We start from the raw sequence: 23,433 nt of genomic DNA, 5'->3' as shown, positions 1-23,433 counted from the left end.
CAATTCGGCGCATACATCGACCGCGTGGCCAGATAGAACGACCATTGCCAGGTGTTCAACGACTCAGCAATTCGACTCCATCGGGCATGGTTCGGAAGACGTGCCGCGACGCAAGCTGCTTGACTAGTAATGCAATGCACGAAAGGGCTCCGGCAACGGCGATCATCGCGAAGACACCCGCAAACGTAAAATGCCAGCGTACGAGTTCGGCCACGAGAAACGAGCCTGCGATGCCGCCAAAGCGACCCATGCCGAGCATCCACGCGACACCGGTGCCACGCCCTTCGGTTGGATAGAAGGCGGCAGCAAGGGCGTTCATCGAGGCTTGTGCGGTGTTCATCAGCACGCCGGACACGAGTACGACTGGCACGAGCAGGCCTACGTTTGCCGCTGTCACTCCGATGCAAAAGAGGCTGATCGCGGCGAGCGCGTAGCACGCGGCAATCACAAGATTTGCATTGAAGCGATCCATCAGCGCGCCGCATAGCACAGCGCCGATGCCGCCAAGCGGAAACAGTGCAGAGATCAGCGTCGCGCTCTTCAGGCTCAGGCCCGCATCCTTCAGCAGAATTGGCATCCAGTTGATCAATGCGTAAATAATCAGGAGACCCATAAAGGCCGCGAGCCACAACATCAACGAACCGACGATATATGCACGCGACAGCACGAGGCCGAGCCCGTTGTCGCCCGTTACCGGCGCGCTCTCGGTCAGTTCGAAGCCACGTGCATTGACTGCTTCGTCCGAGATGCGCGCCAGAATTGCGCGAACGCGCGCTACGGGCCCGCCGTTTGCAACCATGAAGCGCACCGATTCCGGCATCTTGCGCATTAGCAGAATGCCGTGAAGTATCGGTGTAACCCCGCCCAGCATCAGAACGCTTCGCCAGCCGGCATGGGGAACCAGCCACGCCGCAATCAATCCTCCGCAAGCCGCGCCGAGCGGGAATCCGCAGCACATCAGGCTGGTCACAGTCGCGCGTCGCCTGGTCGGGCAGAATTCGTCCATCATTGTCACCGCGTTAGCCATCGCTGCGCCAAGGCCGATGCCCGTCATGAAGCGCAGCACAGTCAGTTGAGCCATGTTCGTCGAGAACCCGGACACGACACTGGCCACACCGAAGAGAAACACGGACCCGACTATCAGCGACCGTCGGCCAACACGGTCGGACAAAGGGCCGGACACGAGCGCACCAAACGCCAGGCCGAACAGCGCGGCACTCAGGACGGGCGCAAGGTCGGGCTTTGCAAGATGCCACCCCGTAAGTAACGACGGCGCGATGAAACCGATTGCAGCGGTGTCGAAACCGTCCAGCAGGACAATCACGAAGCACATGAAAAAAACGAGTAGTTGAAAGCGGCCGAACGGATGCTCGTCGATGAACTCCTGGACGTTGACGACCGAAGCACGTTTCATTGTTTGTCTCCTGCCAGTTACGAAGAGGCGCACTGACCGCGCAGATAACGCGGTTTAACACCGCACTCCTCCTCAAGAAAAAGACGGACCTACACGTTTGCCGTTAGCTGATATTCCGGCACACCGATACGCTCGCCTTTCAGATCTTGCGGGGCTGCTAATGCCCCGATCCGTGCGCACGTAAATCGGCGTATGCCGAAGGCCTCTCGACGGAAACACCAGCACGACGATGTACGGCGAGGTCGACATAATCGATTTATATCGAATGATCTTTGACAGAATTAGTTCTGTCAAGAAATTCGAGGAGTCCTGCGACAGCCTCGCGGCGTCGAAACTGAGGGTAGTCTCGTCAGTCAAGGCTGGGCACAAAACATGTGCATCTGCAGCAAGAGAGACCGATAGCATCTGCCTGGGGGATACCCTGGAATTTCTTGACATTGCTCACCTCAAAACACATCATTCTATATAGATTCATTTTTACTACGATCATTCTAGATAGTATCATTTGAGCACAGCGCATCTGTCAGAAACCCTTGAAAACAGGACAAACGCCATGGGCACCGCAACGACGGAGAACTGGGACCGCGAAGTCGACGTCATCATCATGGGTGCAGGCGCTGCCGGCATGACGGCGGCGATCGTGTCGAAGAACGAGGGGCTTGTACCGCTCGTTCTCGAGAAGACCGACCAGGTCGGCGGAACGTCCGCATGGTCGGTGGGAATGATGTGGTTCGTCGACAGCGGGCCAATGCAGGCCGCCGGCTTTAAGGATTCGTTTGATAAAGCGCGGAAATACTTTGCCGGGACTGTCGGTACGAGTGTCGACCGCTCGTTGCAGGAAGCCTACATCCTCGACGGCCGGGCTGCACTCGACTATATGTTGCGCAACTCCGCGCTGGAGGTAGTGGCAGTCGACTACCCGGACTACCACCCTGAGCTGGAGGGAGGCATGTTCGGTCGCGCTCATGCCCCGCTAGAATTCGATGCTCGCAAGCTTGGCCCGCACTTCAGGAATTTACGCGCTCCGCTGCCGGCGTTTGCGCCGTTCGGTGGAATGATGCTCGACCTCGTCGACCTGCTCCACTTCCTGTCGTTCACGAAATCGGCCCGATCCTTTCTTCACGTGCTAAAGCGCTTTGTGCGCTATGGCGTGGATCGGCTGAGCTATCACCGCGGCACCCGACTCGTCGGTGGCAATGCGCTCATCGCGCGGCTGTACAAGACCATGCTCGACCGCGAAATCGAAATCTGGTTGAAGTCGTCCGCCACCAGGCTGATCCTCGAGGACGGTACCGTCACGGGCGCAGAAGTGGTCCGGGACGGCCACACGCTTCGAATCCGCGCTCGCCAGGGCGTGGTCATTGCGACCGGCGGGTACCCGGGCAACCAGGAAATGCGCCGGGAACACTCACGCAAGCCCACGGTCGAGTTGGGACTCGGGCTGCCTAGCAATGTTGGCGAGGGAATTCGTCTAGGCCTGTCGGCCGGGGGGCGACTTGACCACAACTCCGAGGACACGGGTTTCTATGTGCCGATGTCAGCGTTATCGAACGAGGCGGGCGAAAAGACGTTGTGGGGCCACTTTATGCTTGACCGTCCCAAGCCCGGGTTCATTGCCGTGGGCAAGGACGGCAACCGCTTCACCAACGAGGCCGCGTCATATCATGCCTTCACCCTCGGGATGTTCGATGCGGGTGCCATCCCCGCATATCTTATTGCCGACGCGGCGACAGTAAAGAAGTACGGCATCGGCGTCATCCTTCCCGGTAGTTTGTCGCTGCGGCGCTATGAGAAGGCGGGATACCTCTTCAGAGGTCGGACGCTGGCTGAACTTGCTGGCAAGATTGGCGTTGACCACGGCGGGCTGGAACGCAGCGTCGCGCGCAACAACCAGTTTGCAGCCACCGGCGTGGACGCGGATTTCGGCAAGGGATCGTCCGCATACAACATCTACAAGGGCGACCCGACACACTCACCGAACCCCTGCCTTGGTCCCATCGAACGGGGTCCCTTTTACGCTGTCATGCTGATGCCGGGCGACTTCGGTACAAGCCGCGGTCTCGTGACCGGCAGTCACGGCGAAGTTCTCGATCACGATAACCATCCAATTGCTGGACTTTACGCTTGCGGCAACGATATGAATTCGCCCGTTGGCGGACACTACATTGGCGCCGGGATTACGCTCGGGCCCGCGTTGACGTTCGGATATCTGGCCGCCATGTCCCTCGTCCAGGGTGGACGGGTGAAAGTTGGCCGCGATGCAAACTCCCTTGATTCTGCCGGCTCAAAGGTCCGAATTGCATGATCGCCATAGCCTCGTCACGTAACAGAAGACGCCTTGCGCCGAACGACGCGTTGACGGTCGCGATCCGGACGCCCGCGCGATGGAAATGGTGTTGCCGACTCTCGTGACTGAAGAGACGAGCGTTGCGTCACTTAAGGTGGTCGGTCCCGGCTTGGACCCGCGAAGTCAACTTGCGCCGATCCAGAATCGGCAACAGTTCGAAAAGCTAAAGGGTACATTCGCCGATTGGACCGCCATCCGCAGAGGATTGCTTCCGGGAAATCCCCTTATAACTCTTGTGAACCGTGATATGTGATGCGACCAAAGAACGGATGTTTCGGATCGTTAAACCCAGGCGTCGAAGGATGGCCGGTTGTCACTAGCGAATCGACGAAAGCCTCGTCTTCCGCAGTCAGACGATAGCTCAAGGCCGGTTGATAATCGCTCCATTGCGCTTCAGTTCGTGGCCCGGCGATCGTCGAGCTGATGTATCTGCTGTTCAGCACCCACGCGAGCGCGAACTGCCCCGCGCTCAGACCGCGCGCCCGTGCATGCTCATCGACGCGTCGTGCCAACTCCAGAGACTCGGGGCGCCATTCAGCCTGCTGCAGGCGGCGGTCACCGCGCCCTGCCCGGGTATCGGATGCGGGTGCCACGCCCATTTCATACTTGCCGGTCAACACGCCGCGCGCGAGTGGGCTATACGAAATAACGCCGAGCCCGTAGCGGTGCGCGGAAGTGAGTTGTTCGGCCTCGGCCTGCCGGTTCGCGATGTTATACAGCGGCTGACTGGCCACAGGAGCAGCCAGGCCGAGCGCTTGTGCGGTGTGAGCGAATTCAGCGATCTTCCAGCCACGATGATTCGACAAACCGTAGTAGCGTATCTTGCCGCTCTGAATCAGATCGTTGAGCGCACGCACCGTTTCATCGACCGGAGTCTGATGATCTTCCGCGTGCAGATAGAGCAGATCGATGTAATCAGTGTTCAAACGCTTCAGACTCGCCTCGACGGCCCGGATCATATGCTTACGCGACGCGCCTCGCGCGTTGACGTCACCCTCGGCGAGGGGACTGGCGATTTTGGTCGCCAGCACCCAGCGGTCGCGCTGGGCAGCTATGCAACGTCCGACGACGCGCTCCGATTCACCGCCGGCATAGACGTCGGCGGAATCGATCGAGTTGACGCCCTGTTCACGGGCGCTTTCAAAGATGCGTTCCGCGGTCGTCTGATCGGTCGGACCACCGAACATCATCGTACCGAGTGTCAGCGTCGAAACCTTGAGGCCGCTGCGTCCAAGTTGCCGATATTCCATGTGAAACTTACTCCACTCACTGAAAAGGATTTCAGCCCGTTCTGGAAACTTCGTCCGACACGTCGAATCATGTCTACACGTCTAGATGAGTTAGAGCGGGCAATAGTTGTTGAGGTATACGCACTCGCCGCGCCGCTACATTCGCGCGAGCCTGGCCGCCACGTCAGTCCCCGTACTTCTCGGCGAACTCGACTGCGGTGAGCAGGCGGAAGTCATTCAGGGCCGCGTCGATTTGTTCGGGATTCCAGTCCCACCAGGCGATTTGCTGCAGCCGTTCCGAAGTGCGCGCGTCGACGCGAAAGCGCAACACGCGCGCGGGCACTCCGACGACGATAGCGAACGGCGGCACGTCTTTGGTCACCACCGCTCCCGAACCGACCGCTGCGCCCGTACCGACGGTGACACCGGGCATGACGACGGCACCATGACCGAGCCACACATCGTGGCCGATCTCGACGCGGTCCTGCGCTCGCCATTGGAAGATGCCGTCGTCGTCGTCGAGAGAGAGCCCGTACGAGCGCGAACGATAGGTAAAGTGGTGGTGGGTTGCCCGCCACGACGGGTGGTTCGGCGGATTGATGCGCACGCCGGTGGCAATGTTGGCGAACTTGCCGATGAGCGCGTGAGCGATCTGATTGTCGCCCATCGCATAGCCGTAGTCGCCGATGACCGATTCGGCAACATGACTGCGTGGTCCGAGATAGGTGTATCGGCCAAAGTCGCTGGCGCGAACCAGTGCCGTCGGATGGATCTCCGGATCTTCCGACAGCACGCGGCCGAGCGTCCACGGATCGGCCGCAACGCCGTGATTAACTAGCATAAAAGGCTCGAAATTCAATGTTGAGGTGACAACGAAAACGCTGGCCTCGCACTCACGTAACGAGGCTGCGCAGGTAGGCGGAAACGCGTTCGGCGCACGCGACCAGGATGAAGGTAGCGATCAGTAGGAACGACACTGTCTGGTACTGGAACAGGTTCATCGCGGTCAGCAACTGGAAGCCGATCCCGCCCGCGCCGACGAAGCCGAGCACAAGCGAGGAGCGCAGGTTTTCGTCGAAGCGGAACAGCCCAATGCCGAGCAGCGACGGCAGCACGCCTGGCACCACCGCATGGCTCAACACTTGGAGACGGCCGGCACCGGTCAGGGTCAGCGCTTCGACGGGACCCATATCCATGTCTTCGATCACTTCCGCAAAGAGCCGGCCGAGCATGCCGACCGAATGGACTGCGAGTGCAAGTGCGCCCGGAAACGGCCCAAGCCCGACGGCGGTCACGAACAGCAGTGCCCACACCAGATCGGGCACCGCGCGGGTGACGCCGATCAGCGCGCGTGAGAAGTAGTACAAGGGCTTCGCCGGTGTGACATTCGCGGCCGCCAGAATCGATAGCGGGAACGCAAGAAGCACCCCGAACACGGTGCCGAAAATCGCCAGGTCGATCGTCTCGAGAACCGGCCAGAGATTCGGGACGAACTGGTCGAACGCCGGCGGCATGGCACGCGAAATAATGTCGGCCATCCCGTGGGCGCCGGTCACCAGATCCTGCGGTCGCGCCTGAACCACGATCCACGCCTGTACGAACAAGGCCAGTGCGACGACGACGGCACACACCGCCCATAAACTGCGTGCGCCCGGCGTGCTTTTGGGCGCGCCCATTTCGAGAGCCTTGTTCAACATGTTTCGTCCACGTAAAGCCGCGCAATCTGTTGACTGGAGACTTCCGAAGCCGGCCGGTCGAATTCCAGCTGCCCACGCCGCAGGCCGACCAGCCTGTCGGCATAGCGCGCCGCCAGTTCAGGCTGGTGCAATACGCACACCACCGCGAGTCCCTCTTCGGTGGCGAGGCGGCGCAACAGCCGCATGACCTCATCGGCTGCCTCGGGGTCCAGGCTCGCGACCGGTTCGTCGGCGAGCAGTACGTCCGGACGTTGCGCCAGCGCACGAGCGACCGCCACACGCTGCGCCTGTCCGCCCGAGAGCGTGCCGGCGCGCTGGCCAGCCAGATGCAGCAGGCCGACTTCGTCCAGACAGGCTCGTGCCGGTTCGATTTCGTCGCGGGGCAAGCGCCCCATCGCGGTCGCCAGCGTCCGGTGGCGCCCCAGCGCGCCGCAGCAGACGTTCGCCAGCACGCTGCGCCGCCTGACGAGATTGGCGTTCTGCGAGATCAATGCGAGCGGCAGACGCGCCTGCCGAAGGGCTTTGCCCGAGAGCGCGGCCAGATCGCGTCCGGCGATCTCGACCGAACCGGCTGTCGGACGGTTCAGTCCGACCACGCACTTCATCAAGGTCGACTTGCCGCTGCCGTTGCTGCCGAGCACCACGATCATCTCGCCGGTCTGGACGGACACATTGAAGTCGCGCAGCGCCGTGTGACCGTTCGGGTAACGCATCGTCAGCTTATCGACGGCTAACTTCACTGCGGGCGCAAGCATGGGCCGCGGTACTGTCGCGCGCCTGCCGGATCCGGCGGCTGCGAATGCAGCCGCCGGGCCTGGTGATGCGTCGTGGGTCGCGCCGAAATGGGTATTCACAGTTTTGCCAGGTCGATGTGGAGCGTGGAAACCAGATCACGAATCTGGTTGTAAGCGGCATCCGTCTGGGGCACCGTCATCAACTGCGGGTTTTCGTTCGATGCCAGGAACTTCTGATCGGCCTCCGGCAATTGATGCAGATCGAGCGAACTCAGGATGCTGGCGAGACGAGCCTTGAAATCAGCCGGCAAGTCGCCCCGCACCGCCAGCGGGTCGAGCGGAATCGGCTCCGACTGCCACAGCGTCACATAGGCCGAAGGATCGTATTCGTTGTGCAGCTTGGCGCTGGCGATTTCCTCGCTGTTCAGCTCACCCGCGTCAACCTTGTGATTGCGCATCGCCTCGAACGATGCCGTATGGCTGCCCGCATAGATCGCCTTCACACCCTTGTCCGGATCGATGCCGTTCTTGCTCAGACCGTAGGCGGGAAACAGGTGGCCGGAGGTGGAAGCCGGATCGGCATAGGCAAACGAACGGCCGTTGATGTCGGCAAGCTTCTTGATACCCGAGCCGGGCCACGTGACGATGGACGCGTAATACGTGGCCGGCTTGCCACCTTCGCCGGCAAAGGTGGCGACGGCCTCGGCATGCGCGACCTGGTGAGCAAGCACGTAGCCGAGCGGGCCAAACTCGCCGAATTCAAGTTTGTTGTTGCGCATCGCCTCGATCTCGGCGTTGTAGCTGGTTGCCACGTAGAGCTGTACCGTGCAGCCGAGCTTGTCGCCGATCATCTTGGCGAGGTCCGAGTAGACAGGCAGCATGCGTTGCGCCGATTCGTACGGCTCGACGCCAAAGCGAACCACGCCGTCGTTCGGACAGGTGCCGGCTGCATGTGCCGCCCCCGAGGCTAGACCTGCCGCAAATGCCACCGCTGCTAAAACTTTGGAGACCTTCATATCTTCCTCAAGTAGTATTCGTAGCGTACCGAACAATTAACCGACGTTTTCCACCTTCCCCGCTCTTTTCCGTTGCATCGCCCCGACACGCCCATGTGACTGATCCCAGCCTGGCGTGCATCAGACGATGCGTTCGCCTGCCCGCCAGGTCGCGCGCGGTACGGGCAGCGCTTCGTGCATCCTCACGCGCACAAAGTCGGCCCGCAAACCGGGGGCGATGGCACCGCGATCATGCAGTCCCACCGCGCGAGCCGGTCCAGCCGATACAGTTGCCATTGCACGCGGAAGCGTCCAGCCCGCCTTGTCGACAAGATCGAATGCGGCGGTCAATAGGCTCGAGGGCACATAATCAGATGACAGGATGTCGAGCAACCCGGCCTGCGCAAGTTCGAGCGCGCAGACGTTACCCGAGTGCGATCCACCCCTTACGATGTTGGGCGCGCCCATGATCGTCGCAATACCGTGTTCGCGTGCCGCTTGCGCCGCGACGCGGGTGGTCGGAAACTCGGCCAGCACGATGCCTTCGGCCGCCGCCTGTTCGACATGCTCGACAACCGTATCGTCGTGACTCGCCACCGGGATACCGAGCGCCGCGCAACGTGCGACGATTTCACGACGGTGCTCGTCGGCATAGCGCTCCTGTCCATCCGTAAGCTCGGCTACCACGGCGGCGTAGTGTTCATCAGTCAGCTTGCCGTGCCGCTCCTGCCAGCGGCGCCATTGATTGCGATCGTGCCATTGCCGCTGGCCCGGCGTGTGATCCATCACCGAAGCGAGACGTAGCAGCGGATGCGTGTAGAGCGAATCGAACACGTCGACCACGTCGGGTGCGGCGATTTCGCAGCGCAGGTGCAGGAAATGTTCGGCACGTAGCAACGCATTCCCGGACAAGCGCGCGAGGGCTTGCGTACACCGCGTCTGCAGATCGCGGTTGTGCATGTCCACGTCGGAACGCGCGCCGATTCTGAGCGAATCGAAGACCGTCGTGATGCCGGCCGCGGCGACCTGCGCATCGTGAATCACGAACGCCGCATCGATATTCCATTGCACGCCGGGACGCGGCGCGAGATGCTTTTCCAGATTGTCGGTGTGCAGTTCGATGAGACCCGGCAACAGATAGTCGCCATCCCAGTCAACGGCCTCGCGTGCAGACGTATTGCCGCGTTCGATATCGCGGATCAGGCCGCCCTCGATTCGCAAGGTACCTGTAAATTCTTCTTCTCGCGTGATGATGCGAGCGTTCGTGACCAACATCGACGTGCTCCGTAGGTATATCGGCCTCTGCGTAACGTTGTCGTAATACGCAGTCGCAGTAGTTGTCATTCGAGGCGGCGCGTTGCGACTTCTGCGCGTGTGTGAGGATCGCCACTCACGGAACGGGGGCGATGCAACTATTCATCTAAACGTCTAGATGTATAGGGACAATCTCGCATGAGTCGTTGAGCAAAAGATCCGCTTCATATTTCCATCATGGCTCGCGCACTACCGCACTACAGTGCTCGACGCCGCATTCATTTGAACCCGCGGGAATGACAGCACGATGACATCGATCGACAAAACAATGCCGCACACCCTCCACCGTTTACTGTTCCGTCCACCGGGAAGGTTAGGGGTGGACATATTTTCGTCTTGTCCAAACGGCTTGCACTTCAGAATAGAAAGGCTGGCTCGATGTGCCGGAGACCAGCCCCGCCGCAGTTGCGCAAGCGAAAAGACATGAGATGGCAAGCGTCTTTAAAGCCTCACGGAAATACACGCAGACGCTACCCACGATTCTTCTCAAACGTGTTTTCGGCGTGACCTCGTTCGCGCTCGGGTAAAGAGCGTCCAACGCGCACCATCGCACGTCACTCCCCGCTCGCAGCCGCTGCGCGGGACCGGTACCGCAGCAGATGGTCAATGCCGGATCCGGACAGCCAGACTTCCCCCGGGCGGCCCATCATCTGACGGACGTTTGCGTGCGCGCGCGGCAATGCAAACACGTCGAATCGCTCGGCACGCGGATCGAAGCGCACGAGTGCATTGCCGCTCCACTCACTAAGCCAGACGATGTCCTGGTCGTCTACAAATATCGCGTAAGCATGTGGATCTTCGCCGGGCAGTCGCCATTCGCGCCATCGACGCGTCGACGGATCGAATACACCGACTTTTCCCGCATTCCACTCGCTGAGCCAGACGCGCCCCTTCGAATCGGACCATACACGGCGCGCACCCTGATTCGGGGTGGGTGGTTCGATGACCTGTGCTGCGCCGCTCACGGGATCAATGCGACCGAGATAGCTTCCTGCCAGTGATGCGAAATACAGGCTGCCGTCCGGGGTCACGCAGATGCCGTAGGGCCCGCGTCCGCGCGGCGCATCGAAGACGCGCATGCTGCCGCGCTTCGGATCGAGCTCGCCGTAGATGCCGCTTTGCCCGGTGAACCACAGATGACCTTGCCTGTCGAAGACCGCGGTGTTCAGATTGGCGTCCGGCCGTTCGTTCGGCAGCGGAAAACGCGTGACGGCAAGCGTCTTTGGATCGACGCGCACGATCGCGTTCAGGCCGCCGTCCGTGATCCATGCCGCGCGATCCGGGCCGACGATCACGCCGTGCGGCGCCGACCCGTCGCCGAGCGGTATCTTCTCGATCTTGCCGCTACGCGGGTCCAGCCGACCCGCCATGCCTTGCGCCTGGGCGGTGTACCAGACGGTGCCGTCCGCCGCCGGTGCGACATCGTGTGGTGCGCTGCCGGTTGGGACGGGAAAAATGTCGAACGACGGCGGCTGGGCGTGCACCGAACCGATGGCGAGCGCGGCAATCGCGAGAGCAGACGCGACAGACAGGGCCAGCACGGTCCCGAGGATGTTGTTCACCGTTCTTACGATCCGTTCCCTTCCGATCTCAAGCATGTTCGCCTCCATGCACAGGGTTCGTTTCAAAAGGCGCAGACGGTTTTTGATTGTTGCACAGGACGGACGTAATGAAGCGTTTGTGCGGGAGCGTCCCGGAATTGTCGGACGCCATACCGTTACCAGTGATGATAGCGCCGTACTGGGCTGACTCGGCGTCCCTCTTCCCCGCCGACGGGAAGTCGCAGGCGCAACCGCTCCGTGCACCGGGAGTTCTGTCGCTGGATGGCCCTGGCTATCGACCACAGCTGGCGACCACTGTCGCCTGCCTGACGAGTACATGGTGAGGCGCGGATGACTGCAATTCCTGTACTAGAATAGATTGATTCAGTGTTGGGTGTCGCTGGCGTATCCAGTTAGCACGTGCGGGATTTGCGTTTGGAGGAGAGTTGTCATGCCGACCTACCAGTACCGTTGTGAGGCCTGCGGCGAGTTGTTCGAACACATCGAACATCTCGCTGAGCATCAGACCGCACATCCGCCTTGTCCGAAGTGCGGGAGCGAAAAGGTTCAGCACACACCGACGCAATTCGCCGCGAAGACGTCGAGAAAGAGCTGAGACCTACGACATCGGTTCGATTTTTCGTTTTGCGCGATCGCCCGGGACAATGTCGGCTCGTGCGTTCGGGCCGATGGATGATGCTTTCCCATGACATGATGAGATCGCGAAACGCGATATGAATCTAGCCCTCGGGTCAGCAATGAGCGTTGAAACCGGACGATCCGATCATGATCGAGCGCGATCGTGTCGTGACTCATTCGGCGTTGTCATCCGTCCAACGGCGAACCTCTGCTTCCTGATTCAGCCGCTGCCGCAACGCGCGAAGCTCGCTACGGAGCGCTAAAGGTAAATCGTTGATTGACTGTTTAGTGAGCATGGCGCCCGAATGAGCCGTTCTGAACGTACCCCCGGGCCACCAATGGAGTAATGCGCCGAAAACGAAAGGATGGTCACATCCAATCGCATTGACGACCTCGTCCACACTACGCGAATCGGAAACCTCCGAACCCAGCACACAACCCCGATGATCAGCATCGCCGGGAACCGCTGCCTGGCCTGTAGCGACGCTCTAGACTTACTAGTGGTAGTCTCGCAGTCGACTAACCTATGCTGAGCCAGAGCAATATGAATAAACAGTGGACCGTAACCGATATTCCGCAGCAGATTGGCAAGCGAGTTCTCATCACAGGAGCGAACAGCGGCATTGGCTACCATGCCGCAGTGACTCTTGCGCGCAAGGGCGCGCAAGTCATACTTGCATGCCGCGATAAACAACGCGGAGAAGCGGCCTTAGCCCGTCTGAACGCCGCAGCACCCGGCGCTCGTGCCGAACTGGCGATTCTCGATCTCGCATCCCTCGAGTCCGTCCGCGAATTCGCGCAAAGGGTGCTCGCCGAGCAATGCCCTATTCACATTCTGATCAACAACGCTGGCGTCATGGCGCCGCCGAAACGGCTCGAGACTGCGGACGGCTTCGAGCTCCAATTTGGCACCAACGTACTCGGCCATTTCGCGTTGACAGCGCTCCTTATGCCCGCTCTCGAACTGGCTGCGACTGGATCGCCTGACCGACCACGCGTTGTCACGATCGCTTCCATCGCGCACAAGCACGGACAAATCGATTTCAACGACCTCCAATCCAGAAAGTCTTATTCGCCGATGCGATCCTATCGACAGTCGAAGCTCGCGGATCTGATGTTTGCGTTCGAACTCGACCGTCTTTTGCGCGCTGCCAATTCCCGTGTTATGTCGGTTGCCGCGCACCCTGGCGTCGCAAACACCAATCTGTTTCGGGACGGGGATCGCTCCGCAGCTTCACGCGCTGCCCGCGAGTTCGTCAGCTATTTCATTGGTGCCTTGCTGAACACCGACTACGCAGGCGCCCTGCCGACCCTTTACGCGGCTACTTCGAGTGATGTCAGTGACGGTGGCTACTATGGCCCACAAGGCTTTCTGGAGGCACGCGGAAGCAGGATAGGCGAGGCGAGCGTCGCCAGGCAGGCAAAGGACGCTGCGAATGCCGGCCGTTTGTGGCAAGAGTGCGAAGAGCTTACTCAGGTACGCTTGCTCCCATAGTGCGGACTGGCCGGACTTGAACGCGAGGATCAGGAACAGATGTGCGCATGTTGCACCTGATATAACGACGCCACTGGACGCGTCTGAAGTAGCCGTTCTACCCGAGTGGGCAGGTCGGCATCTTCACATGCATGCTCTGGCAAGGGTGTGTTTCAGGTAGTTGCGGGCTCTGCGCAGCACTCAAAGCGGAGTCGTCGCTACTCGCGCAGCCGGCAAGCATTACAATCAGACCCGAAATTACGGTGACTTTACTCCACACAACAATTCGCATATGTACTCGACACAAAACGAGAATGGGTTGCCGTAACGGGATGCCCGGTCGGTGCGCTACGCGGATTGCACGTCGTCGATCGTCAAGGTCTAGTCACCGAAAGATAAGCCGCAGCCTCTTCGATCTGCGCATCGTTCAGCTTCGCCGCGATGGCTGTCATCGTTCCGGGCGCCGGCGTGTTCCCCTTCGCGCGCGCCTGAAATTCGTGTAGCCGAGCGACGACAAACGCCGCCGGTTCACCGGCGATGCCCGGAAAACGCGCGCCATTACCTTTGCCGCCGGCCGCGTGGCAACTGAAACAGGCGGGAACGTCGGATCCAGCACCCATCTCAGCAAGCTGCTTTCCGGCTCTCACCTGGCTCTGCGGCGGCGGCGCACCCTTGGCAAGCGGCGGGTTCTGCTTTGAAAAAAACATTGCGAGCTCGCGTATCTCGCTATCGGAAAGATTGTGTGCGACCGTCTGCATGACAGCGCTTGCGCGCGTGCCAGCCTTGAACATTGACAAAGCATGCGCGAGATAGTCTGGATCTTTGCCAGCAAGCCGCGGCCCGCCGGTTACTGTGCCTGCGCCCAATGCGCCGTGACACGCGACACAGGTCGCGATGGACGGCGCATTCACGCTCCCGTCAGTATCCTGCGCATTCATTGCGGATTGCGCGTGACAGACACTGACGAATCCGAAGAGCGCCGCAATCGAAAGCGAGCGCAAGCCGTCGCGCAGCATGTTGGTGGAACGTGAACCGATCATCATGGACTTCCCAATCTCCTTCGAACGAGCGCCCGGTGAATGACGCACGATGAGGCGATTCTGACGAAATGACCATGACCGGCGAGCGTCGAGAGAATTACGAATCTGTCATGTAAGCGAACATCGACCAGTTTGCAGTCACCCGCTGCGCGGATGATGCTGCGGCACAGGGACCGTGTCGTGAATGGCGGCCCTGCGAGAAGCCCAAGGCTCGCAAATTACGGCGAGAGCGCAAAGACGGCGAGACCACCCGTAGCGGAAGTCGCGACCTATCTCCACATTCGCCCTCTATCGATACACCCGTATCGCATTCCGGCCTCTCACCGATGGTTCAGCGATGCCGACGCTCGAAAGATGCATCTCCACCCGAACATGACACAGATGTAATGTGCGCGTCAGTATCGCGTCAACGCCTCCGTACAGAATGAAGCTTACTCACCTGCATCGTGGTGAGTCCGAGGCTTCGCTCATCATGCGTGAAGCCCACTGAAGCTAACTCGAGAAGGTGACTTACTATGAAAGCTCTTATCTATGCTGCGTTGGTTGCCAGTGCACTGGCCGCACCGGCAGTCTCTTTTGCGCAGGACGCTAATGCGCCGTTGACACGTGCCGAAGTGCGCGCGGACCTGGTGCGCGTGGAACAAGCTGGCTATAACCCGCATGCCAAGGATGATGTGCATTATCCCGCGGACATTCAGGCTGCGGAGGCGCGTATTCACGCGCAGGACATGAGCAACACCGCGGTCGGTGGAGTGTCCATGAATGGTTCCTCGCAGTCGGGGACGTCTTTAACAACCGTAGGTACTCACTCGATCTATTTTGGTCATTGATGGACCGGTACCCATTGATTCGACCCGCAATCGCAATCAACGGGCGGCGGACCGCCGCTGCTGCGCGACCGCTGGCGTGAGGTAGCCCGCGGTCGCATCGCGCGATTCGTGTCCGCCGCCTCAACACCCACCGCTCTGACGATCCGCTTGCCGGAATGAAGCGAGAACCGGCCACCGCGCAAACTCGGGTGCGGCAGGAGAACCCAATGACCCTCGAATTTCTAAGCCATCAAGTCATTTTCGACCGGGCGGTCCAGCATCTTTTTCAGCAGCGCGAGGCAGCGCTCCTGCCGCGCGGCGGCGGTGCATATCGCGGTTACTGCGGCGGCTGTCCAGTCGGCAGCTTCATCAAGCCGCGCGACTACTTGACAGCAATGGAAGGGGTGCCGATTCACTATGTCAGCAAGCAGAAGAACGAAGTGCCAGCCTACATGGATGTGGGAGTCGCCGCGCTGAAGAGAGCGCTACTGCGCTCGAAGATCAACGTGTACGACCCGCAGACCGTCAGCCTGCTGAGTTGTCTGCAAAACGTGCATGACGTTTTCGGCGTCTGGGAATGGGGCGACAGGCTGCGATCGATCGCGCGCCAGTTCGCTCTCAACGCCGACCGACTTACGGACGCTGCTTGAGCGTGCCATGCCGATGAAGTCGGTCGGCAAACGTGGAATCAAGGCCACGCACGCAAGGGAATTTCGTGAAGAGCGCCGGTAGCATTCACGCAGCGCTTCTATTGCACAGGCTCGAGCACACACCGCGCAGTGTCGCCATGATTGCAGCTGCAGTTCCTTGCCAACCCGCTGGAGTACGTTATGCCGGAAGTCGTCGTGTATGCAGTAGCAGGCCGCTCAGCCGAGCAAAAGAAAGCGCTGATGACGGGCATTACCAAAGCTGTGGTTGACAGCCTCGGTGTCGCCGCTGAACAGGTTGTCGTGCAGATCGTTGAGTCTCCACCAGACTCCAAGTCAAGAGGCGGCATTCCGTTCAGCGAGCGCCAGCGCAAGTCTTGAGCCCGCATAAGTCCGCATCATGAGCGACCGGTGTGCGGTTGCGCCACGGCCGAGCGGCCGCGGACACAATCCGCCGACCCGCTCAAGTCGCGACCGCCGCAGTCACATCGACGTATAGCGCGTACAGCGACTGCCCTGCCGCCATGAACAGCCGATTGTGCGCCGCGCCGCCGAAGCAGACGTTCGCGCAGCGTTCGGGTAGAGCGATGCGGCCAATCGCCGTGCCGTCCGGCGCGAATACCATCACACCGTTGAGTCCCGGCCCGGTGCCCCAACCGGCCCACAGGTTACCGTCCGTGTCGCAACGGAAACCGTCTGGCGCGCCGTTCTCGCCCGCATCGACGAATACGCGCCCGTGCGCGAGGCGCCGGCCGTCCTCGACATCGTACACACGGATGCGCCTCGGCTTCGAGCCCGATTCGACGATGTAGAGGCGGCGTTCGTCGGGCGAGAAGCAGATGCCGTTCGGATTGACGATGTCGTCGGCCACCACCTCCGCCCGGCCGGTTGCCGGGTCGAAGCGGTAGACGTTGGTCGGCAGCTCGGGCTCAGCTTTGCAACCCTCATAGTTGTTCGAGATGCCGAACGGCGGATCAGTGAACCAGATGCTGTCGTCGCTCTTCACAACCACGTCGTTCGGCGAGTTCAGCCGCTTGCCGTCGAAGCGGTCGAGCAGCACGGTCAGCGCGCCGTTGTACTCGGTGCGCGTCACGCGCCGGTTGCCGTGCTCGCAGGTGATGAGCCGCCCCTGCCGGTCCCGTGTGTTGCCGTTCGCGTATCCCGAAGGCTTGCGAAATACCGACGTCGCACCGGATTCCTCGTCCCACCGCATGATGCGGTTGTTCGGAATGTCGCTCCATAGCAGGAAGCGCCCGTCGCCGAACCACACCGGACCCTCGCCGAAGCGCATGCCAGTCGCCAGCCGCTCGACCGCCGCGTTCGTGATCCGGTATTTCAGAAAGCGCGGATCGAGCACTTCCACTGCGGGATCGGGATAGGTTTCACTTTGTTGCCACATAGTGCCGACCCTTGAGTCACCGGGGCTGCTTGATGAACGCTTCGAATGCCCCGGCGTAATCAGGATGCCAGCGCGACAACGCGGGCCGGTTCTCTACGATATCGCCTGCCGCCCAGAGAATGCGCCTTTCGTCGAGCGAACGTGGCACGTCGTTGTCGGGACACAGTATGTAGAAGTCGCCGGCGTCGAGACGCTCGAACATGAAATCGACGGTCTGCTCGGGCGTCCATGCGGCGGCGGGCTTTTCTGCGCGGCCGTGCCGTGTCAGTTCCGTGAACACGAAACCAGGAATCAGCAGATGAGCGCTGATCCGGCAGTCGGCCGTGTTGCGCAGTTCATGCTGCAGCGCTTCGGTGAACGCTTTCAGACCGGCCTTCGCCACGTTGTATGCGGGGTCGCCCGGCGGCGTCGTGATGCCTTGCTTTGAACCGGTGTTGATCACGAGCCCCGGACGGCCGCGCTTGATCATGTCCGGCACGAAGATCTGCGTACCGTGGATCACGCCCCACAGGTTGACACCCAGCACGCGCTCCCAATTGCCGGTTGGACCGAACATCCCGCTGCCGGGCTGAATGCCGGCGTTGTTCATCAGCACATCTGTTCCGCCGAAGCGTTCGACGACGGTTGCGTGCAGGCGGCGAACATCGTCGGCGACGCTGACGTCGGTCTCAACCGCGAACACGTCTTGTATGCCGTTCGCGCTCAGCGCGGCGATTTCCGCCACCGCCCGCTCCACTCGGTCGGCGCCGAGGTCGGCAATGCAGATGCGCAGCCCAAGCTGCGCGAAGCGTTTGGCGGCAGCCAGGCCGATGCCGGCGGCGCCGCCGGTGATCACGGCGACGGCGCCCGGAGTCAGGGCAGAATGAGTCATCAGAATCCTCGTTGGTGCCGGAATCGCGGCGCCAGCAAGCGACTGCGATCCCGATCCGTTGGAACAGTGAGTGGCCGATCCTAGCATGAACTTTTTTGCGTGACCGACAGGGCTTCCGTTAGGTAGTGATCCTAAGTATCACGCGGACGGTTGCGACCCGCTGGCGACAATTCGGCCACGTTCACTGGACGTCCACTTCCCGCCGCGTACAGGACATCGTGCCGGAACTTTTACGCCCTGACCGATCGCGTGTGCATACGTCGAGCCTCAGGTCGCCACCGCCGGCAATTTGAGCAAGTCCAGAAAAGCACGGGCGACGGGTATGAGCGGCTCTCCCGCGCTCCCCTTAAAAACGGCCGCGAGTTCCCAGCAGGGTTCCTCGGCCTCGCGCAGGCTGGCCGTTGCGACCGGCGCGCCGCGCGTGCTGCTGCCCCTTGCCGCGGCCACGGATTCGGGCACCATGCTGATCGCGAGCCCCTGTGCGGCCAGTTCAAGCAACATCGGCATGTCGTTGACCTCGAAGCTGGTCCGGCGCTGCAGCCCTGCCGCCGTAAAACATCGATCGACGAGCCGCCGCACGCTCCACTCCGGGCGCAGGTCGGCGAATGTTTCGTCGACCAGATCGGCCAGCGCCAGCCCGCTGGCGCCCGCAAGTCGATGATGCGTCGCGCAGACGACGACCATCCCCTCGCATGCGAACATGTGCGATCCGAGATCGTCGAGCGACGTATCCGGTGGCTGCGTGAACGCGAGGTCGAGGCGCCCTTCCCGCACCTCGTCGATCAACGCGCGCGACCCGTCCAGTGTCAATTCGATGTCGATCCCACCGAACGCAGCCCGAAACTGTCCGAGCGAAGCGGGCAGGTCGACGAAAGGCGCGAGGCCGTGAATCGCACCGATACTCAGCCGGCCGCGTGCGAGCCCGTGAACCTGGGTCACGGCATGCCGTGCGTCGCGCGCGGCAGCCAGTACCCGCTGCGCCTCTGCGAACAGCACTTCGCCGGCAGGCGTCAAAGCGACTCGCCTCGTGCTGCGATTGAACAACGGTCCGCCCAGGTCTTCTTCCAGCGAGCGAATCGACGCAGACAATCCGGACTGCACGAGGTTGAGACGGCGCGCCGCGCGCGTGAAATGCCGCTCTTCTGCGACCGCCACGAAATGTTCCAGCTGTTTCAAATCCACATTGGCACTCTTTCTTGCTGAGACGATTAATCACGAAAACCGCACAATTGAATCACATCTTTCTATTGGAATGGTAATTCAAACTCCGCTATCGTCGGGCCTCTGGGGAGGTCGAGGAACACTGCGCACGAAATGCGGACGCAATGGGACTCAACGACCGCACGTCGGCTGCGAATCCTCGCAACATACATGGAGATTGCTTCATCATGGACTACCGTCAACTGGGCCGTTCGGGCCTCAAGGTGTCGACCATCACGCTAGGCACGATGACGATGGGCGGCAAAGGCAAATTCGCGAGCGTAGGCGAAGTCGGTCTCGACGACGCGCGCCGGCAGATCGACATGTGCATCGACGCGGGTGTCAACCTGATCGATACCGCGGACGTCTATTCGAACGGTGCATCGGAGGAAATCGTCGGTCAGGCGCTCGGCGGCAAGCGCAAAGGCGGTGTGCTGATCGCGACGAAAGCCCGCTTTCCGATGGGTGACGGTCCGAACGACCGGGGTCTGTCGCGGCATCATTTGATAGAAGCCTGCGAGGCGAGCCTGCGCCGTCTCAAGACCGATGTGATCGACCTCTATCAGGTGCACGAATGGGACGGACTCACGCCGCTCGAAGAAACGCTTGAAGCGCTCGACCTGCTTGTCCGGCATGGCAAGGTGCGCTATGTCGGCTGCTCGAACTACTCAGGCTGGCACCTGATGAAGGCGTTGCATGTGAGCGAACGCGATCGTCTGCCGCGCTTCGTGAGCCAGCAGATCCATTACACGCTCGAAGCACGCGAAGCGGAGTACGAACTCGCGCCGATCGCGCTCGATCAAGGCCTGGGCATTCTGGTCTGGAGCCCGCTCGCCGGCGGCCTGCTGTCGGGCAAGCACCGGCGCGATGCGACGCCCGAGGGCACGCGTCAGCTCGCCGGCTGGACGGAGCCGCCGATTCGCGACGCCGAACGGCTGTGGTTGATTGTGGACACGCTTGTCGAGATCGCCAGCGAGCAGAACGTCTCGGCCGCTCAGGTTGCGCTCGCATGGACGCTCGGGCGCCCCGCCGTCACGTCGGTCATCATCGGCGGGCGCAACGAGAAGCAACTGCTCGACAACCTCGGTGCGGCGAACCTCACGCTGAGCGCCGAACAACGCGCGCGGCTCGACAAGGTGAGCGCGCCGCCCCTGCTCTATCCGTACTGGCATCAGGTGCAGACCGCGCACGATCGTCTTTCGGTTGCGGACCTGTCACTGCTGGGGCCCCATCTCAAGGCATAGAGTGTGATGCGGCCGGGGTCGCTCCCCGGCCGCCCTGAAAGATCGCAGGTCATACACAGATGTCCGCCCTGGCCGGATCGCAGTTGCTCCATCGTGAAGTCGACATGCGCTTGCAGCGACTTCACTTGACCGTGCGCCGTCAGGAGCCTGCCGCGCCATCAAGCCGACGGATGCCCCGTCACTCCAGCCGTCACGCAATCCGCGATCGATATCGTGCGCTGCCACCGGACCGGTGGCGGCAGCGCCTCGCTCGCCTTCAAACTAACGACGTAACACCGAATTGCCATGAAAAAACTTAGAACGGCCATCGTCGGCTGCGGAAAGGTCGGTCATTTCCATGCCCGGGCGCTCTCGAATCTCGAGAACTCGGACTTCGTTGCGGTATGCAGCACCTCTCTCGATCGAGCAGAGACCTTCGGCAAACAATACGGCGTGCATGCGTTCGATAGCGTCGAAGAGATGGTGGAAGTCGCGCAAGTCGACGTGGTATGCATCTGCACTCCGCATCCTCAGCACGCTCCCGTTGCGATCGCCGCCTTGAAAGGCGGCTGTCACGTTCTCATAGAGAAGCCCCTCGCTTCTTCTCTCGAAGATTGCGATGCCATTCTTTCATGTGCCGAAGAGCACCGGCGTACGGTCGGCGTAGTATGCCAGCGGCGCTTTTATCCGTCCGCAATGCGAGTCAAGCAGGCCATCGATGCGGGCAAGATCGGCCGCCCTGTGATCGGCAACGTCGTCATGCTCGGATGGCGCGACCGCCAGTACTACGAAAGCGATCCCTGGCGCGGCTCGTGGGCTGGCGAGGGAGGCGGCGTGCTCGTGAACCAGGCGCCTCATCAGCTCGATCTGCTCCTCTGGTATCTGGGCGATATCGACGAGGTCTACGGCGTGTGGAAGAACGTCAACCACGACTACATCGAAGTCGAAGACACCGCGGCGGCCATCATCAAGTTCAAAAGCGGCGCGATTGCCAACGTTCTGGTCAGCAACTCACAGAATCCTGCTTTGTACGGGAAGGTCCATATTCACGGAGACAACGGCGCGTCGGTCGGCGTGCAGACGGACGGCGGCGCGATGTTCATCGCGGGCGTCTCGACCATCACCGAACCGCCTTACAACGACATCTGGACGATCAAAAGCGAAGAAGCAATGCTCGCCGAGTGGAAAAAAGCGGATGCGGAGTTTTTCAATTCCGCGGATTCCCTGTACTTCTATCACGAGCGGCAAATAGAAGATTTCCTGACTGCCGTCGGCAACGGCACGAAGCCTTTGATCGACGGACTGGACGGCCGGAAGACCGTAGAGCTGTTCACGGCCATCTATCGCAGCACGCAGAACAATGCGGTTGTAAAACTCCCACTCTGAGCAGGACGACGAAGCCGGTGTTCCATGCAGACAATGCATGTTGGGGCGAACCTCCAGGCGGCTTCTTGAATTCAAAATTATGAAAACAACAAAGACCCGATATTTCATTGTCTTTTTACTGTTTGTAGTCACGGCCATCAACTACATGGATCGTGCGAATCTCTCGATCGCGGGCAGCAGGATCCAGGGGGAATTCGGCCTTTCGCCGACCCAGCTCGGCCTGCTCTTTTCGATGTTCACGTGGACGTATGCGGCCGCCCAGCTTCCCGTCGGGTATCTCCTCGATCGAATCGGATCGAGAGTTCTATACGGCAGTGCAATAGTCATCTGGAGCGCGTGTACATTCGCGATGGGTTTTGCTTCCCATCATCTTTTCGCAGCCTTGGGCGCCTCGTTTGCGGTGCTACTGGTCTGCCGGGCCCTGATTGGCCTCGCTGAAGCGCCGTCGTACCTGTCGAATACGAAAATCGTCGCGAACTGGTTTCCGAAGAACGAACGCGCAAGGGCGACGGCGACCTATATCAGTTCGCAATACATCGGGCTTGCATTGTTCACGCCCGTCCTGAGCTTTCTGACGAGCCGTTACGGCTGGCAAATGGTGTTCTATGCAACCGGCGGAGTGGGGATCGTCTTTGGGGTCTACTGGCTGATCGTTTATCGCGACCCCAAAGACAGCAGGAGAACCGCTCAGGCCGAACTCGACCTTATCAGGGCCGGGGGCGGGTACGGATCTCAGGATCAATCCACGGTCAGCACCGTGGTCGAGAGAGACGACGTGCTGTACTTCCTCAAGAACAAAACTGTCTGGGGCCTGTTCATCACGCAGTTCGCCTATAACTCGACGCTGATCTTCTTCATGACATGGTTCATCGTCTACCTTGAAAAGGCTTTGAATCTCACGCTTTCCAAAGCGGGACTGGGCGCATCCATTCCTTATCTCATGGCGATGCTCGGCATGCTGGCGGGTGGCTTCCTCAGTGACAGCCTCCTGAAAAGGGGCAAATCGGTCACGTTCGCGCGCAAGACGCCGGTGATAATCGGCCTCGTGTTGACGGCCATGATCGTCATCGTCAATTTTTTCGAAAACCAGCCCGTCATTGCGATCGGGATCCTTTCGCTGGCCTTTTTTGGAAACAACGTCGCGAATCTCGGCTGGGTGGTGTTTACGGACGTCATTCCGCGCAATTTCATCGGTACGATGGGTGGCTTCCTGAATCTGTTCGGCAATCTGTCCGGCATTGCTACGCCCATCGTTTTCGGCATGATCCTGCAGCGCACGCATAGCTTCCACTATGCGATGTGGTACGTCTCGATCGTCGCCGTTCTGGGCATCCTTTCGTATATCTTCCTCGTCGGCAAAATCGAAATGATCGTGCCGCCGAAGAAGAGGGAGCCCGACGTGTACCCGGTGATGCAGTCGAACTAGACTTCTATGCGCGGACGTGCGCCGCTTGAGCGTCTGCAGAACTGATCT

The 23,433-nt window shown here is 60.6% G+C and carries 21 protein-coding genes and 1 pseudogene; 9 read left to right on the top strand and 13 right to left on the bottom strand.

Features of this window, described 5'->3' with window-relative positions; genetic code table 11:
* Positions 1-55: 55 nt before the first annotated feature.
* Positions 56-1,414: an MFS transporter gene (locus tag FVF58_RS05925; RefSeq protein ID WP_149668959.1), complete on the bottom strand. Its 1,359-nt coding sequence runs from the start codon at positions 1,412-1,414 to the stop codon at positions 56-58.
* A 92-nt stretch (positions 1,415-1,506) separates the two neighbouring features.
* Positions 1,507-1,708: pseudogene (locus FVF58_RS52520) on the bottom strand (ABC transporter substrate-binding protein); the annotation flags it as partial.
* Positions 1,709-1,967: 259 nt separating this feature from the next.
* Between FVF58_RS52520 and FVF58_RS05915 the strand changes: the two are divergent.
* Positions 1,968-3,719 carry an FAD-binding protein gene (locus tag FVF58_RS05915; RefSeq protein ID WP_149668958.1) on the top strand — a complete coding sequence of 584 codons (1,752 nt, stop codon included), beginning with the start codon at positions 1,968-1,970 and terminating at the stop codon, positions 3,717-3,719.
* Positions 3,720-3,985: 266 nt separating this feature from the next.
* On the opposite strand, the gene FVF58_RS05910 is transcribed toward FVF58_RS05915, so the two are convergent.
* From FVF58_RS05910 to FVF58_RS05880, 7 genes are all read right to left on the bottom strand, one after another.
* On the bottom strand, positions 3,986-5,011 hold the full coding sequence (locus tag FVF58_RS05910) for an aldo/keto reductase (protein ID WP_149668957.1): 1,026 nt from the start codon (positions 5,009-5,011) through the stop codon (positions 3,986-3,988).
* A gap of 163 nt (positions 5,012-5,174) precedes the next feature.
* Positions 5,175-5,831 (bottom strand): LbetaH domain-containing protein, encoded by a 657-nt coding sequence (locus tag FVF58_RS05905; RefSeq protein WP_149668956.1) that lies wholly within the window; start codon positions 5,829-5,831, stop codon positions 5,175-5,177.
* Positions 5,832-5,883: 52 nt separating this feature from the next.
* Positions 5,884-6,687, bottom strand: a complete 804-nt coding sequence (gene phnE / locus FVF58_RS05900) for a phosphonate ABC transporter, permease protein PhnE (protein ID WP_246216945.1) — start codon at positions 6,685-6,687, stop codon at positions 5,884-5,886.
* Positions 6,681-7,541, bottom strand: coding sequence for a phosphonate ABC transporter ATP-binding protein (gene phnC / locus FVF58_RS05895; protein WP_425468922.1), 861 nt, complete (start codon positions 7,539-7,541; stop codon positions 6,681-6,683). The genes phnE and phnC overlap by 7 nt, the downstream gene beginning before the upstream one ends.
* Entirely contained in the window at positions 7,538-8,437 is a 900-nt protein-coding gene (locus FVF58_RS05890) for a phosphate/phosphite/phosphonate ABC transporter substrate-binding protein (protein WP_149668954.1), read from the bottom strand. Before FVF58_RS05890 ends, phnC begins: the two co-directional genes overlap by 4 nt.
* A 120-nt stretch (positions 8,438-8,557) precedes the next feature.
* On the bottom strand, positions 8,558-9,691 hold the full coding sequence (locus tag FVF58_RS05885; RefSeq protein WP_149668953.1) for an alpha-D-ribose 1-methylphosphonate 5-triphosphate diphosphatase: 1,134 nt from the start codon (positions 9,689-9,691) through the stop codon (positions 8,558-8,560).
* Positions 9,692-10,284: 593 nt separating this feature from the next.
* Positions 10,285-11,328 carry a Vgb family protein gene (locus tag FVF58_RS05880; protein WP_149668952.1) on the bottom strand — a complete coding sequence of 348 codons (1,044 nt, stop codon included), beginning with the start codon at positions 11,326-11,328 and terminating at the stop codon, positions 10,285-10,287.
* A 394-nt stretch (positions 11,329-11,722) separates the two neighbouring features.
* On the opposite strand from FVF58_RS05880, the gene FVF58_RS05875 reads away from it, so the two are divergent.
* Together FVF58_RS05875 and FVF58_RS05870 are read left to right on the top strand one after the other, a co-directional pair.
* Positions 11,723-11,887, top strand: coding sequence for an FmdB family zinc ribbon protein (locus tag FVF58_RS05875; RefSeq protein WP_149668951.1), 165 nt, complete (start codon positions 11,723-11,725; stop codon positions 11,885-11,887).
* A gap of 549 nt (positions 11,888-12,436) precedes the next feature.
* Positions 12,437-13,405: an oxidoreductase gene (locus FVF58_RS05870; protein WP_246216943.1), complete on the top strand. Its 969-nt coding sequence runs from the start codon at positions 12,437-12,439 to the stop codon at positions 13,403-13,405.
* 353 nt (positions 13,406-13,758) lie between these two features.
* Here FVF58_RS05870 and FVF58_RS05865 read toward each other — a convergent pair whose 3' ends face one another.
* Positions 13,759-14,400, bottom strand: a complete 642-nt coding sequence (locus tag FVF58_RS05865; RefSeq protein ID WP_246216942.1) for a c-type cytochrome — start codon at positions 14,398-14,400, stop codon at positions 13,759-13,761.
* A gap of 539 nt (positions 14,401-14,939) precedes the next feature.
* On the opposite strand from FVF58_RS05865, the gene FVF58_RS05860 reads away from it, so the two are divergent.
* The 3 genes from FVF58_RS05860 (at position 14,940) to FVF58_RS05850 (ending at position 16,261) form a co-directional block, all read left to right on the top strand.
* Complete coding sequence (locus tag FVF58_RS05860) at positions 14,940-15,254, top strand: DUF4148 domain-containing protein (protein WP_149668949.1); 315 nt, start codon at positions 14,940-14,942, stop codon at positions 15,252-15,254.
* 206 nt (positions 15,255-15,460) lie between these two features.
* A complete protein-coding gene (locus FVF58_RS05855) occupies positions 15,461-15,883 on the top strand; it encodes a hypothetical protein (RefSeq protein ID WP_149669141.1) in 423 nt (140 codons plus the stop codon).
* A 180-nt stretch (positions 15,884-16,063) separates the two neighbouring features.
* Entirely contained in the window at positions 16,064-16,261 is a 198-nt protein-coding gene (locus FVF58_RS05850) for a tautomerase family protein (protein ID WP_149668948.1), read from the top strand.
* A gap of 82 nt (positions 16,262-16,343) precedes the next feature.
* Here the strand turns inward: FVF58_RS05850 and FVF58_RS05845 are convergent, their stop codons facing one another.
* The 3 genes from FVF58_RS05845 to FVF58_RS05835 all read right to left on the bottom strand — a co-directional run bounded on the left by FVF58_RS05845 (position 16,344) and on the right by FVF58_RS05835 (position 19,332).
* On the bottom strand, positions 16,344-17,279 hold the full coding sequence (locus tag FVF58_RS05845; RefSeq protein ID WP_149668947.1) for an SMP-30/gluconolactonase/LRE family protein: 936 nt from the start codon (positions 17,277-17,279) through the stop codon (positions 16,344-16,346).
* Between the two features lie 16 nt (positions 17,280-17,295).
* Positions 17,296-18,150, bottom strand: coding sequence for an SDR family NAD(P)-dependent oxidoreductase (locus FVF58_RS05840; RefSeq protein WP_149668946.1), 855 nt, complete (start codon positions 18,148-18,150; stop codon positions 17,296-17,298).
* Positions 18,151-18,417: 267 nt separating this feature from the next.
* A complete protein-coding gene (locus FVF58_RS05835) occupies positions 18,418-19,332 on the bottom strand; it encodes a LysR family transcriptional regulator (protein ID WP_149668945.1) in 915 nt (304 codons plus the stop codon).
* 206 nt (positions 19,333-19,538) lie between these two features.
* Here FVF58_RS05835 and FVF58_RS05830 point away from each other — a divergent pair, with 206 nt between their 5' ends.
* The 3 genes from FVF58_RS05830 (at position 19,539) to FVF58_RS05820 (ending at position 23,385) form a co-directional block, all read left to right on the top strand.
* A complete protein-coding gene (locus FVF58_RS05830; RefSeq protein WP_149668944.1) occupies positions 19,539-20,594 on the top strand; it encodes an aldo/keto reductase in 1,056 nt (351 codons plus the stop codon).
* A 285-nt stretch (positions 20,595-20,879) separates the two neighbouring features.
* Positions 20,880-21,959, top strand: coding sequence for a Gfo/Idh/MocA family protein (locus FVF58_RS05825; RefSeq protein WP_149668943.1), 1,080 nt, complete (start codon positions 20,880-20,882; stop codon positions 21,957-21,959).
* Positions 21,960-22,038: 79 nt separating this feature from the next.
* A complete protein-coding gene (locus FVF58_RS05820; protein WP_149668942.1) occupies positions 22,039-23,385 on the top strand; it encodes an MFS transporter in 1,347 nt (448 codons plus the stop codon).
* Positions 23,386-23,433 lie beyond the last annotated feature (48 nt).

It is taken from the genome of Paraburkholderia panacisoli, assembly GCF_008369935.1.
Classification (GTDB): Bacteria; Pseudomonadota; Gammaproteobacteria; order Burkholderiales; family Burkholderiaceae; genus Paraburkholderia; species Paraburkholderia panacisoli.
This window is presented reverse-complemented; position numbering and strand designations above follow the sequence as displayed.

Coding starts and splice junctions, on each gene's coding strand:
- FVF58_RS05925 (WP_149668959.1), bottom strand. CDS start 1,414: ATGAAACGTGCTTCGGTCGTCAACGTCCAGGAGTTCATCGACGAGCAT.
- FVF58_RS05915 (WP_149668958.1), top strand. CDS start 1,968: ATGGGCACCGCAACGACGGAGAACTGGGACCGCGAAGTCGACGTCATC.
- FVF58_RS05910 (WP_149668957.1), bottom strand. CDS start 5,011: ATGGAATATCGGCAACTTGGACGCAGCGGCCTCAAGGTTTCGACGCTG.
- FVF58_RS05905 (WP_149668956.1), bottom strand. CDS start 5,831: ATGCTAGTTAATCACGGCGTTGCGGCCGATCCGTGGACGCTCGGCCGC.
- phnE (WP_246216945.1), bottom strand. CDS start 6,687: ATGTTGAACAAGGCTCTCGAAATGGGCGCGCCCAAAAGCACGCCGGGC.
- FVF58_RS05890 (WP_149668954.1), bottom strand. CDS start 8,437: ATGAAGGTCTCCAAAGTTTTAGCAGCGGTGGCATTTGCGGCAGGTCTA.
- FVF58_RS05885 (WP_149668953.1), bottom strand. CDS start 9,691: ATGTTGGTCACGAACGCTCGCATCATCACGCGAGAAGAAGAATTTACA.
- FVF58_RS05880 (WP_149668952.1), bottom strand. CDS start 11,328: ATGCTTGAGATCGGAAGGGAACGGATCGTAAGAACGGTGAACAACATC.
- FVF58_RS05875 (WP_149668951.1), top strand. CDS start 11,723: ATGCCGACCTACCAGTACCGTTGTGAGGCCTGCGGCGAGTTGTTCGAA.
- FVF58_RS05870 (WP_246216943.1), top strand. CDS start 12,437: ATGCTGAGCCAGAGCAATATGAATAAACAGTGGACCGTAACCGATATT.
- FVF58_RS05865 (WP_246216942.1), bottom strand. CDS start 14,400: ATGCTGCGCGACGGCTTGCGCTCGCTTTCGATTGCGGCGCTCTTCGGA.
- FVF58_RS05860 (WP_149668949.1), top strand. CDS start 14,940: ATGAAAGCTCTTATCTATGCTGCGTTGGTTGCCAGTGCACTGGCCGCA.
- FVF58_RS05855 (WP_149669141.1), top strand. CDS start 15,461: ATGACCCTCGAATTTCTAAGCCATCAAGTCATTTTCGACCGGGCGGTC.
- FVF58_RS05850 (WP_149668948.1), top strand. CDS start 16,064: ATGCCGGAAGTCGTCGTGTATGCAGTAGCAGGCCGCTCAGCCGAGCAA.
- FVF58_RS05845 (WP_149668947.1), bottom strand. CDS start 17,279: ATGTGGCAACAAAGTGAAACCTATCCCGATCCCGCAGTGGAAGTGCTC.
- FVF58_RS05840 (WP_149668946.1), bottom strand. CDS start 18,150: ATGACTCATTCTGCCCTGACTCCGGGCGCCGTCGCCGTGATCACCGGC.
- FVF58_RS05830 (WP_149668944.1), top strand. CDS start 19,539: ATGGACTACCGTCAACTGGGCCGTTCGGGCCTCAAGGTGTCGACCATC.
- FVF58_RS05825 (WP_149668943.1), top strand. CDS start 20,880: ATGAAAAAACTTAGAACGGCCATCGTCGGCTGCGGAAAGGTCGGTCAT.
- FVF58_RS05820 (WP_149668942.1), top strand. CDS start 22,039: ATGAAAACAACAAAGACCCGATATTTCATTGTCTTTTTACTGTTTGTA.